The sequence below is a fragment of the Desulfurella multipotens genome, assembly GCF_900101285.1.
GTDB lineage: Bacteria > Campylobacterota_A > Desulfurellia > Desulfurellales > Desulfurellaceae > Desulfurella > Desulfurella acetivorans.
Genome location: NZ_FMYU01000001.1, coordinates 164,839 through 176,914, shown reverse-complemented (window position 1 = coordinate 176,914; position 12,076 = coordinate 164,839). Strand labels below are relative to the sequence as shown.

At 30.4% G+C, this 12,076-nt stretch carries 13 protein-coding genes; 8 read left to right on the top strand and 5 right to left on the bottom strand.

All coding sequences use genetic code 11. The annotated features are described in order from the left end of the window. Positions 1-3 precede the first annotated feature (3 nt). From BLQ93_RS00920 to BLQ93_RS00905, 4 genes are read right to left on the bottom strand one after another with little or no spacing between them, the layout of a single operon-like run. Complete coding sequence (locus BLQ93_RS00920) at positions 4-471, bottom strand: shikimate kinase (RefSeq protein ID WP_092127512.1); 468 nt, start codon at positions 469-471, stop codon at positions 4-6. Then, positions 468-1,622, bottom strand: a complete 1,155-nt coding sequence (gene aroC, locus BLQ93_RS00915) for a chorismate synthase (protein WP_092127510.1) — start codon at positions 1,620-1,622, stop codon at positions 468-470. Before aroC ends, BLQ93_RS00920 begins: the two co-directional genes overlap by 4 nt. After that, on the bottom strand, positions 1,615-3,957 hold the full coding sequence (locus BLQ93_RS00910) for a Lon protease family protein (protein ID WP_092127509.1): 2,343 nt from the start codon (positions 3,955-3,957) through the stop codon (positions 1,615-1,617). The genes aroC and BLQ93_RS00910 overlap by 8 nt, the downstream gene beginning before the upstream one ends. An 8-nt stretch (positions 3,958-3,965) precedes the next feature. Then, positions 3,966-4,247, bottom strand: a complete 282-nt coding sequence (locus BLQ93_RS00905) for a hypothetical protein (RefSeq protein ID WP_025392548.1) — start codon at positions 4,245-4,247, stop codon at positions 3,966-3,968. Positions 4,248-4,404: 157 nt separating this feature from the next. On the opposite strand from BLQ93_RS00905, the gene pilM reads away from it, so the two are divergent. From pilM to nrfD, 8 genes are all read left to right on the top strand, one after another. After that, positions 4,405-5,403 (top strand): type IV pilus biogenesis protein PilM, encoded by a 999-nt coding sequence (gene pilM / locus BLQ93_RS00900; protein WP_092127507.1) that lies wholly within the window; start codon positions 4,405-4,407, stop codon positions 5,401-5,403. Continuing rightward, complete coding sequence (locus BLQ93_RS00895; protein WP_092127505.1) at positions 5,400-5,924, top strand: PilN domain-containing protein; 525 nt, start codon at positions 5,400-5,402, stop codon at positions 5,922-5,924. Before pilM ends, BLQ93_RS00895 begins: the two co-directional genes overlap by 4 nt. 2 nt (positions 5,925-5,926) lie before the next feature. After that, entirely contained in the window at positions 5,927-6,529 is a 603-nt protein-coding gene (locus tag BLQ93_RS00890; RefSeq protein WP_025392545.1) for a type IV pilus inner membrane component PilO, read from the top strand. Continuing rightward, the gene (locus tag BLQ93_RS00885) at positions 6,526-6,948 is read left to right on the top strand and encodes a hypothetical protein (protein ID WP_092127503.1); all 423 of its coding nucleotides are present in this window, start codon (positions 6,526-6,528) and stop codon (positions 6,946-6,948) included. The genes BLQ93_RS00890 and BLQ93_RS00885 overlap by 4 nt, the downstream gene beginning before the upstream one ends. Next, positions 6,945-9,089: a type IV pilus secretin PilQ gene (locus BLQ93_RS00880; RefSeq protein WP_092127501.1), complete on the top strand. Its 2,145-nt coding sequence runs from the start codon at positions 6,945-6,947 to the stop codon at positions 9,087-9,089. Before BLQ93_RS00885 ends, BLQ93_RS00880 begins: the two co-directional genes overlap by 4 nt. Then, positions 9,086-9,532, top strand: a complete 447-nt coding sequence (smpB, locus tag BLQ93_RS00875) for an SsrA-binding protein SmpB (protein ID WP_025392542.1) — start codon at positions 9,086-9,088, stop codon at positions 9,530-9,532. The genes BLQ93_RS00880 and smpB overlap by 4 nt, the downstream gene beginning before the upstream one ends. A 65-nt stretch (positions 9,533-9,597) precedes the next feature. Beyond that, positions 9,598-9,852, top strand: a complete 255-nt coding sequence (locus BLQ93_RS00870) for a hypothetical protein (protein WP_025392541.1) — start codon at positions 9,598-9,600, stop codon at positions 9,850-9,852. Positions 9,853-9,991: 139 nt separating this feature from the next. Beyond that, positions 9,992-11,173, top strand: coding sequence for an NrfD/PsrC family molybdoenzyme membrane anchor subunit (gene nrfD, locus BLQ93_RS00865; RefSeq protein WP_092127499.1), 1,182 nt, complete (start codon positions 9,992-9,994; stop codon positions 11,171-11,173). A gap of 23 nt (positions 11,174-11,196) precedes the next feature. Here nrfD and BLQ93_RS00860 read toward each other — a convergent pair whose 3' ends face one another. Next, positions 11,197-12,072, bottom strand: coding sequence for a DMT family transporter (locus tag BLQ93_RS00860; RefSeq protein WP_092127497.1), 876 nt, complete (start codon positions 12,070-12,072; stop codon positions 11,197-11,199). Positions 12,073-12,076 lie beyond the last annotated feature (4 nt).

Here is a 12,076-nt window from a genome sequence, read left to right as displayed (position 1 = left end):
ATTTCACCTCACAAGTTGTTTTAACTGTTTGATACACGAATCAATTTTATAGTTTTCTATTATGTAATCCGCCTTTTGATAACAGTATTTCCTTTTATTTATAAGTATTTTAGCTTTTTTAAGAAGCGGTCTGTTTTTTTTATCAATTTTAAACAAACGGCTTTTTGGAGCTTTTAAATAAATAACAATACCTTTTTTTTTCATTATATCAATATTATCTTTAAAACAAGGCATTCCGCCGCCTGTTGAGAGGATAAATGGTTCTTTTATATCAATATTTTGCAGAATATGGCGTTCAAGCCTCCTAAAAAAATATTCTCCATAAAGGAAAAATATTTTTTTAATAGGCATTTTTACTTTTTGTTCAATAATTTCATCTGTATCAACAAATTTCCAATTTAGTTGTTTTGAAAGAATTTTGCCGACAGTGGTTTTGCCGCTTCCCATAAAACCAATTAAAATCAGATTCATTTTGTTTTTAAATACTCTTTATAATTATTCACATTTGTTTTAAATTCATTTATGCAGTCACCACCAAATTTTTCTAAGTATGCGTTTAATATTTCAAAAGCAATTGCAGCTCTTATTACAACACTTGCAGCACTTGTTGCACAAACATCAGATCGTTCGTAAGTAGATAATTGAGCTTCTTTTGTTTTCACATCCACGCTTCTTAAGCCCTTGCGCGTAGTTGGAATAGGTTTCATATATGCTTTAACAATAATATTTTCTCCATTTGATATACCACCTTCAATACCACCTAAGCGATTTGTAAATCGTTTATAGGTTTGAGTTTGGCTATCATAGAATATTTCATCTTGTACCTGGCTTGAGTATTTAAATGCGTTTTCAACTCCCTCACCGATGCTAACCGCTTTGATGGCCTGCACACTCATAACAGCTAAAGCAATCCTTGCATCAAGTTTTTTGTCCCATTTATAAGAGCCGATTCCAGCAACTACACCTTCCACAATAACTTCAGCAACGCCTCCCAGGCTGTCACCATTTTGTGATGCATAATCAATAATTTTTTTCATTTCAACCAATGCATTTTTGTCTGGACAGAGCAATTCATTGTCTAAGTTGTTTTTAATTTCATCTACATTCGAATAGTCAATGTTAGCTTTTACATTACCAATGGCACTTACAAAATTGTAAAAGTTGACACCTACTTCTTTTAAACATAACTCGCAAATTGCCCCAACAGCTACCCTAATGGCGGTTTGCCTTGCACTTGAACGTTCTAAGCAGTCTCTCATGTCGTTTCTGTCATACTTTAAATATCCTACTAAATCAACATGACCGGGCCTTGGCTTTGTGACCTGTTTTTGGTTTGTATAAGTAGCAAAAGGTGCCATTATATCTTGCCAGTTTTTATAATCGTTGTTAGCTATTTTTAGTGTGATTGGACTTCCTATTGTCTGACCAAAACGCACACCGCTTAAGATCTCGATTTTATCTTTTTCAATTTTTTGTCTGCCCCCTCTACCATAACCACTTTGTCTTAAACTGAGCAAATTATTGATAAAATTTACATCAATGTTTAGGCCAGCTGGGAGACCATCTATAATAGCACATAGGCAATTTCCGTGCGACTCGCCCGCATCAAGGTAACTAATCATTGTTGTTATCTTTTAATTGCTTTATTGTCTTTCGAAAAGCCATATCTACCATATAGTGAACTGTTCCTTTTTCGTATCTATTTTTAATAATTTTTCCTGCAGGTTTGCCCATAAAAATTTCAATAGCATCATCTATTGTTTCAACTGTGTATATTTTAAAAATACCTTGTTTCATGGCTTCTAATACATCGTCTCTTAAAACTAAATCTTTCTTATTTTGATAGGGAATAACAACCCCCGCATCTGATAAATTACCAGAAATTTTTAAAACATCAAAGAAGCCTTCAATTTTTTCATTTACGCCACCAATAGGTTGGACGAGTCCATCCTGGCTCATCGAACCTGTAACGGCTAAATTATTTTTAACTGGTATTTTTGCAATCGATGACAAAAGAGCTATTACCATGGCTAATGTTGCACTGTCTCCTTCAATATAAGAGTAGGATTGTTCAAAACTAATGGTAGCCTGTAAACTAAGTGGTTTATCGTAAGCATATTTAGAGCCTATATACCCACCAATTATAAATGATGATTTATCAAATATTTTGCCAGATAATTTGCTTTCAGTTTCTATATTTATTACACCGCCTTTTCCAACATAGGTTTTAGCTACAATTCTATTTGGTCTACCAAAAGAAAAATCTCCAATTTGCAAAACGGATAAGCCATTGACCTGACCTATTTTTTCACCTTTCAAATCAAGCAAGATTGTCCCTTCTTTGATCATTTCTTGAATTTTTTCTCTATATAGGTCTTTTATAAATATTTTGTTTTCAATGGTTTGTTGTATGTGTTTATATTCTATGTTATCAGTAGTTAGTGTGTTTGCTTCTTCAATAATATCTATACACTCATCAATTCTAGACCAGATTTTATTTGAGCTTTCGGCAAGTCTAAATGCGTATTTTGCAACTGCTAAAAGGCCATCTTTTGTTGGTATTTTGAGGTTTTTTTGTTTACATAATTTTATTATGTTTGCTAAATATTGATTTATGGTAGAAGTTTTTGCATCTATCATATGATTAAAATTGGTTTTAAGTTTGAATAGATTTTTCATGTCTTCATCGTATTCATACAATAAATCGTATAAAAATTCATCACCTATCAGTATAACTTTTATATTCAAATCTATAGGTTCTGGTTTTAGACTTTCTGCTACGTTGGCGCCGTATTTATCAAAAGGATCTTCTATTATTAATTGCCTTGATTTTAGTGTTTTTTTAAGACTATCCCATACGAAAGGATTTGTAAGTGCACTCAATGCATCAAGTATTAAAAAACCACCATTATTTTTTACTATCTGGCCTCCAACAATATTTGTAAAATTTGTAACTAGCATACCAAAGTACGCTTGTTTTTCAATTTTTCCAAATAAATTTGAATATGTTGGATTTTGTTCATAATATATTGGAATATCAATATTTGAGTTATCCACAATTACATTAACTTTGTATTCAATATATTTTGAAGGCATGCTTAAAAACGGGAAAGGCTCGTTTTTGCTGGGTAGAAAAATTACTATGTTGTTTATTGTATAATGTTCTACTTCATTTAAATAATCCTCTACGCACTTTATTCCTTCAAACTCAGATTTTATTTTATCAAGTTTTGTGCTTATGATTGATAAACCCATTTCGTCGTTAATTTTTTTTATTTTTTGGATACGCTCTTTTTCTAATTCTCTTGATGCAAACATAAATTCATTTATATGTACTTCCAGTTGTTTTCTTTTTTCTTCAATTTCCTTTTTTATATTAACATCAAGCATGGAAAATTCTTTTTCTGTAATAATTTTACCTTCAAGAACAGGATTTACTACAAGACCAGATGGAGTTGGTTTAATAACAAAATCCAGTTTTGAAGCCTTTGATTCTAATTCTTCAAATATTTGATTTTGTTTTTCGTTATATTCAAGATTAATAGCTTGAATTCTATTTTCATACTCTTTACTTTCAAAAATTGCTGGTATATTTGATACAAGATACTCTACAAATTCATTCATTCTTGTTGCTAAAATATTTGCTTTGCCTTTTGGCAAAACAAGTAATTTTGGCATTTTTGGATTTTTAAAATTATTTACATAAGCATAATCATATATCTTAAATTCTTTATTGTTGGATAATTCAATAATTTTATCTTTTATATATTCTTTGATTTGTCCCATATCTCCAGATATATATAGATTGTAGTATGGATTTTGCATATCAACAAGCAGTTTTAGCGCACGATTTAAACGTTCTTGTTCAACAAAGTAGTCAGCTTTTTCTTCATCTATATTATTTGGTATATCTATTCTGAATTCTATTTCTTTAGGTTCAATAATTCTAAATCCCATACAAACTCCTATTTAGTTAGCTTTGTTTTAATAAAGTCAAATGGTAGCTTTGCTTGAAGTCTTGTACCATTTGGCAATACTATTCTTGATTCGGAAAGTTTTTCAAATATAAAGTTGTATAATTCTTCTAATTCATCAATATTGACATCAACTGAAATGATTGACACATCTTCATTTAATTCTACAAACCACTCAAAATAAATTATATTTTTTTGTATAAGTAATTCTTTGAAATCCCATCTTTTTGTTTTTCTTAACACAATATCAATATTAAAACGTTTCTCTTTCATACTTTTTAATATATACATTTAAAGAGTAAAAATCAAATTTTAGTTCTAGAACAGAATTTGCTAAAAGCTATAAATGGAAATTTTATTTATTTTTTTATTGACAACGGTTACTGAGCAATGTTAGAATTAAACAACACTTTTTTAAGAAGGTAGGAAAATGGCTAGCAAAAATCTTGTAGGTTTGGATATTGGCTCGAAATTTACAAAGATAGTTCAACTAAAAGAAAAAAGTGGTGTGAAATTTTTGATTAATGCTCAGCTTATTAGTACACCGCAAGATTTAAACATGGAAGATTCAGTTGCTATGAAAGATTTTCTTTCTTTGCTTGCAACAAGTAATAATTTAAAAAATAAGCCAATTGCCTATGCATTGAATATTTCAGAATGTATAGCAAGATATCTAACTATACCTATGGTAGATGAATCAGAAATTGAGCAAGCTATAATGTGGGAAGCGGAACAATATATACCTTTTAAACTAGATAAAGTAAATGTTAATTATCAAATTCTAAATATAGATCAAAAAAACAAAAATATTAAAGTATTAATTGTTGCTGCAAAAAAAGAAAAGATAGAGTTTTTAAAAGAGGTGTTTAGTAAAGCAAAATTAAAACTTGAGTGTGTTGATGTTGATATATTTTCTACGATTAATACATATTTAGAAAATGCACCAGAAAAAAATAAGCTAGTATTTATACTTAATGTTGGAGCAAAATCTACAAAATTAGCATTACTTGACTCTACTGAACCTATTTATTTTAGTTATATTGATTTTAGTTTGGATTCAATTGTTCTAGATATTGCTAGCAAACTTTCTATTTCAGAATCAGAAAGTTTAAATATGTTATTGTCAAAAGATAAAGATCCTCATTTAATAAGTATTATTGAAAGCAATTTAATTAATTTGCAAAATGAATTATCAAATGTGTTGAATTTTAATTTTTCTCTTATAGCAGACAGACACATTGATAACTTTGTTTTAGCAGGTGGTGCATGTTCTATCGATGAGATAGCGACTTATTTGGCCACGGTTTTTAATATTGGTGTTATAAAACTCAATCCATTTGAGACACTAACCATACAGGATCCTAACTTTAATATCGACAATAAATATTTATTTGATGTAGCTTTGGGTTTAGCGTTGAGGAAAGCATGATAGAGATTAATTTACTTACAAGCATAGGAGAAAAACCAAAACAAAAAGGTTTGAAAGATAATTTTTGGATAATTTTATTGCTTGTAGTTTTGTTCGAGGTTGCAGTTATGTTTGGTGTTAGTGCTTTTGAGAAATCAAAAATAAAGCACTTGGAAGAAAAAAGAAATTATCTTAGTAATCTCTCAACTAAAATTAAAGCTATTCAAAATGATCAGCAAAAGGCTAACCAGCTTATCAATACAATATCTAAGCTTGAGCATGGGAAAAATTTACCGATTGAAATTTTATATGCATTATCAGATGCTTTGCCCAATAATGTATGGTTAACAAGAGTTGAAAAGCAAGCCAATACTTTGAATATTTCTGCGTCAAGTTTGGATATAGATTCTATATCTATTTTTATGAATAATTTGCTAAGCCAAAAAATTATTAAAGATGTAAGATTCAATCAAGGCGTAACAAAAACAAACGATCAAAAACAAAATATTTATCAATTTACGCTTATTTGTGAATTGAGGTGATTATGGCTCAAAACAAATTTATTAATAAAAATTCACTTTCAAGTCAATTTAGTGATATACCACAATCTCAAAAGATTCTTATAGGTGTAATTATAATAATTGGTTTAGCACTAATTTGGTATTTTAGTTATTTTCAAAACCTGTATTCAAAAGCGCAAAAACTTAATTCAGAAATTACTCAGCTTAGTGATTTTGAAAAAAAACTTCCTTTAGAAATGAAAAAGTATGCTATTATAAGTAAAAAATTAAGAAAGTATAAAGAAATGTTGCCTGAGAAAGAAGAGATCCCAAAACTGCTTGTTGATATAAATTCTACGATTAAAAAAGTTGGCGTATCGATGAACAGATTTTCACCACAAACAGTAAACACACAAAGCCAGAATGCCACATATTCAACCGTTCCAATACAAATTAGCATAAGCGGTTCTTATAATCAAATAGGCACGGCATTTGAAGCATTAAGTAACATGCCAAGATTGGTTAAAATAGTAGATTTTTCTATTAGCCCATCCAGTAACCCAAATATTCTTAATGTAGATTTTAAAGCAGAAACATATTCATTAAAAAATTCCGAACAAAATAAAAATACCAGGGAATCAAAATGAAAAATTTATTTTTAGGAATTATCTTTATATTCGCTATAGTTTCAACAACATTTGCATTTAGTGTTTCAAGAGATCCTTTTATGCCTTTAGTTAAATCGCAAAAAACATATTCTAGTTTGCCAAATACTCCAGCAACGATTACACCAGAGTTTACACTTAAAATGGTTATGTGGGGTAGTCTAAAAGGTGCTTTACTTCAAGATTCTGCAGGTATGGTATATGTTGTAAAACAAGGTACAAAAATAGGTCAGATCCAGGTCATTAAAATATTGCCAAACAAAGTTATTTTAAAAACACCATCCGGGATTAAAGAACTTTATCTGAAAAATCCTAACAATATAGTATCTCAACCAAATAATCAAAATAAATCCATACAGGATATATCCAATAAAACTCTTTCAAATGAGGTGAAGCCATGAATAAAAAATACCTTTTGAGCATTGTATTGTTTTTAATTGCCATAAATTATTCTTTCGCTTTTCAAAAAGCTACAAGTGTTAATTCATTGAGTTTTGATAAAAATAAATGCGTAATTAAAGGCAATGGTTATATGTTTTATAAAACATTTGCTTTAGAAAAAGACAATACAAAAATTTTGGCTATAGATATTCTTGGCATAAAGTCTTATAACCCCGCTATTCCTTCGCTAATATTAGCAAATGATTCTAATGCTGTGAGCTTAATTAAACTTGCATTACATAATGATAAAAATATTGGTTTAAGGGTAGTTTTTTATCTAAAAGATAATGCCCAATATCAAATTGATAGGAATAATGATACAATTACTGTGGTTTTTAATGAAAATAGCTTACCTCAAAATGTAAAGAAAATTGAACCCCAAACTGTATCAAATGAATTACCAAAACAACCTGTAGAATCTCCAGTTGAAGCTATTGCAAATAGCAGCGCTAATTCAAAACAAAATGAAATAGAATCAATAACATCAACCACAATACGAAATAAAACTCAAATTAAAATATCTACATCTAAAAAACCTGTTTATGAAGTAAAACACGAAAATGGCAATATTTTAATTACTATTAAGGATGTTGGGCCATCAAAGCCTCTTATTTCCAATTCTTCTAAACTTATAGAAAATATTGTTACAAATATAGAAAAGAATGATTATATTATAAAAGTTCTTACAAGCAATGCTAAAATTGATGAAATAGCAAGCTCAGATAAGTCAATATTTGTTGTTTTGTCGCCACAGCAAAGCGTAGAAGATCTTAATATAGTTTCAAAAGAGCATCAAAAAGAGTTTGTTGGTAAAAAAATTTCTTTTGATGTAAGAGATGCAGATTTGCAGGATGTTTTGAGGGTAATTGCGGCAGCTGCAAATTTAAACGTCATGATTGGTGACTCTGTAAAAGGAAAAATTACTATGAGATTGATGAATATACCTTGGGATGAGGCATTGGATTTAATAGCTAAACAACAAGGGCTTGTAGTACAAAAACAAGGCAATGTCCTACTGATAAATTCTGCTGCTGAAGCAGCTAAGCTTACAAAAGAACAGTTAGAAGCTATTACTATGCAGCAGAATTTAGAGAGAAAAAACGATGCGGTAGCTAAAATAATTAAGCTTAATTATATAGACCCAGATTATGCAAAAAACATTATTGATTCTTTAGTCTATAATAAACAAAAAGAAAGTATAGGCTTTGTTGTTGCAGACAAAGTTAATAACTCAATAATATGCTATGATACAAAACAGAACATTCAAAAAATTGAAAATATTGTAAAAGCTATAGATGTTAAAAAACGAGAGATAGAAATTAGTGCAAAAATTGTTATTGTTAGTAAAGGATACGAAAGAGACTTAGGTATTCAATGGGGTGGAAATTATGCTCAAAAAGTTTTTGGTCAAAATTCTTACTTAGCAATTGGTGGGAGCTCACTTCCTTTGTCAGTAAGTGGGTCAGGATCAACTTCGGCTGCTGGAATAAACACAGGCGGATTTTCTGTTAATAATGCTTTTGCAAATAGTAATTACATTGTAAATACGCCAGCTGCACATCAATTTGGAAATCTATCTTTAATGATAGGCAATGTTATGGCAAATTATAACTTGGATTTAAAGCTTTCTCTAGCAGAGATAAACAATTATTCAAAAACTTTGTCGTCGCCAAAAGTAATCACACTCGATAACCAAGAAGCCACGGTAGAAAGTGGTCAAGAAATACCATATACCACAATTACTACAACTGGCACACAAAGCACAAGTTTTAAAGATGCGGTGCTTTCTTTAAAGGTAACGCCACATATTACAAATAATGGAGATATTATAATGAAGCTTGATATAAAGAAAGATTCTCCTGGCGCTCCTGCGCCAAATGGCGAATTGACCATTAACAAAAATAATATAACTTCTACAGTAATTGTCAAAAATGGTCAAACTATAGCAATTGGTGGTGTTTATGAAACTACTACGTCTAAAAGTGAAAATGGTATACCATTTTTGAAAAGCATACCATTATTGGGCTGGCTATTTAAATCACAGACTATAACAAAACCAGAAAGCGAACTTTACATATTTATAACACCAAAAATTTTATGACTCAAATAATAAATCGTAAAGCCCGTCATGATTATGAAATTATTGAAAGTTTTGAGGCGGGCATTGTACTTTTAGGTAGCGAAGTAAAGTCTATAAAAACAGGAAACGCAAATCTCAAAGATTCTTATGCTGATATAGAAAATGGCGAAGTATGGTTGTATAATTTTCATATTAGTCCTTATAAATTCGCAAGTGAAAAATTCAATCATCAGCCTCTTAGGCCAAAGAAATTGCTACTGCACAAAAAAGAAATTGCAAAACTTATTGGAAAAATTAAAGAGAAAGGTTTTACGCTTGTGCCCCTTAGAGTTTACACAAAAAAAGGTCTTATTAAAGTAGAATTAGCATTAGCAAAAGGTAAAAAACTATACGATAAAAGGCAATCATTAAAAGAAAAAGAACTAAATCTTGAAAGAGAAAGGGCTTTTAAAGATTTGCAATAATCAAACTTGATAATAATTTCTAAAAGTGTAAAATTGAAAACAGAAAATAATAGAGGAGGTTAGAGATGGTAAAAGTATTAGAAAATAATTTAAAAAAACCTGCAATTAAAATTATTTTAGGTTTCTTTTGTGTTGCAACATTAAGTAGTTGTTCTACCATGACACCAACACAACAGCGTGTATTAAGTGGTGCAGGTATTGGCGCAGTAGGTGGTGCAGTCGTAGGTGGATTGACGGCAGGTAGTCCTGCAGCAGGTGCTGCAGTTGGGGCTGCAGTGGGTGCAGGTCTTGGTGCTGCAGCAGGGGCACTAACGAAATAAATTTTTAAAGAGGAAGTCGGCAAGTATAAAAAAGTTTTTTTAAAATTTGATTGACAAAAATATTTTAACTATTACAATAGTTAGTGATTTATTAGTTGTGAATAAAACCAGTGGTACTTAGGGTTGAAAAGGAGGTTTTATGAAGGTTAGCTCAAATGTAGCTAGCAAGCCATTAGTAGATGGTTGGACTATTTTATTTTTTATAATGGCTGCTATAGGTTTATACGGTATGGCTCATGTGTTTTTTTATGGCCAGGAGCCTAGTTATGGTGTAACAAGGTATGTTTCGTGGGGTTTGTTAATTATTGGCTATTCGTTTTTGGTTGGTATTACAACTGGTTTATCGTTGCTTGTTATTATGTGTCATTTATTTGGTTTAAAACATGTACAGTTAATGGAGCGAAAGTTAATTTTACTTGCCCTTACAGCTCTTTTGGGTGGCTTTTATGTAATTTTTTGGGATTTGGGTGGTCCGTTTAAATTACAAATATTAAGGTTTGTTTTTAACTATTTTCCACCACATATAGAAAGTGCTATCTGGTGGATGTCTACACTTTACGCTTTAGAACTTCCAATAATAATCATAGAGATTTACCTTATTTTTACAAAAAATCATAAATGGTTGCTTCCAATTGCAATAATTAGTTTTTTGGTAGGAGTGAGTGCATACAGTAATATGGGTTTTGTTTTTGCTGCTAATATATCCAGACCTTTCTGGTTTGGTGCATATATTCCTATCTTTTTTATACTTTCTGCTTTAGGTTTGGGTGCTGGCTTTGGCCTTATTTTGTGCTATTTTACAAAAAGATTGATACCTTCACTAGAAGAAAAACTAACCACTGTATCCCATGTGTTGGAAAGGACATTATTTTTTGTTGTTCTAGCAATGATGTTTTTTACAGGTTGGAGATTTGGAACTGCACTTTATACCTATCAACCAGAAGTTTCTGGTGCAGCAATAGCTTTATTATGGGGTAAGTTATCATTTTATTTCTGGTTTTTTCAGATATTTTTAGGTTTAATAGTACCATTTTTTATGCTAATCAAAAAACCATCAAGCACAAATGCTTTAATTGCTGCTATTTTGGTTATTATAGGCGTGTTTTTTGAAAGGTATAATACAGTTATCGCTGGTCAACTCGTACCTGTAAATAGTGTGTATTATGATAAAGTATTTTATGTAAATTACACACCATCACTATCAGAAATAAGTCTATTTATAAGTGCACTTGGTGTAGCTGGTTTGTTATATTTAATAGGCGACAGGATACTAAATAAGAAATTTGCTCAAGAAGTGGAAACTGAAGAATCTTCCCATTAAGGTGTATTTTTGTGACTGCTTTTTTAAGCAGTCACTTTCTTAATTTTTGAAGTAGTGTCCAAATAAATTATAAACAAAGACAAGGAAATCAATAATACACCAATTAGTTCGAATATATTTGGTTTTTCACCAAGCTGAATCCATGATTCCAGAATAGTTAATATTGGAACAGCAAGTGAACTCAGACTAGCAGTGTTTACTCTCATTTTTTGCAAAATATATAGCCACAAAAACCACCCAAGTGCTGTAGCAACAATCCCGGCATATAGTACTGCAAATATTAAATATGAAGAAAAGACTGTTTCTTTTTGTTGTGGTATTAAAAACCAGCATAATAAAATACCAATAAAGCCAAAAAGCATTTGGTAAGCGTTAAGACTGAGTATATTCATTTTTTGTTTGTTAAGTATTATTTTTGCGATTGTAATGCTTGCAGCCCATGAAATTGCACTCAATATGGCAAAAAAATCACTTAAAAAGTTACTTTGCAACTTCCATGGTTCAATAATAAATGTCAAACCAATAAATGAACCAGCAATTGCAATTTTTTGTGCTTGACTTATTGTTTCTTTTAAGATAATTCCTGCTAATATTATCGACCAAAATGGCATTGTGTAAATTAACATAGAAACCTTACCGGCACCGCCCCAGACTAAAGATAAATTTGCAAAAATAAAAAAACCTGTAGTTTGAGTTAAACCAAGCAATGCAACTAAAAAAGGTTCTTTTAATTTTTGGAGTTTTTTTACAGATACAATGAATAAGAAAATAACTATTGTACCAATAACTGTTCTTAAAAGAGAAAACTCTATTGGATTTGTAAATTCAAGTGCTAACTTTGCTACAACCCAAGAATAAGACCAGATAATTACTAAAAAAGCAAAATATAAATATACCATTATT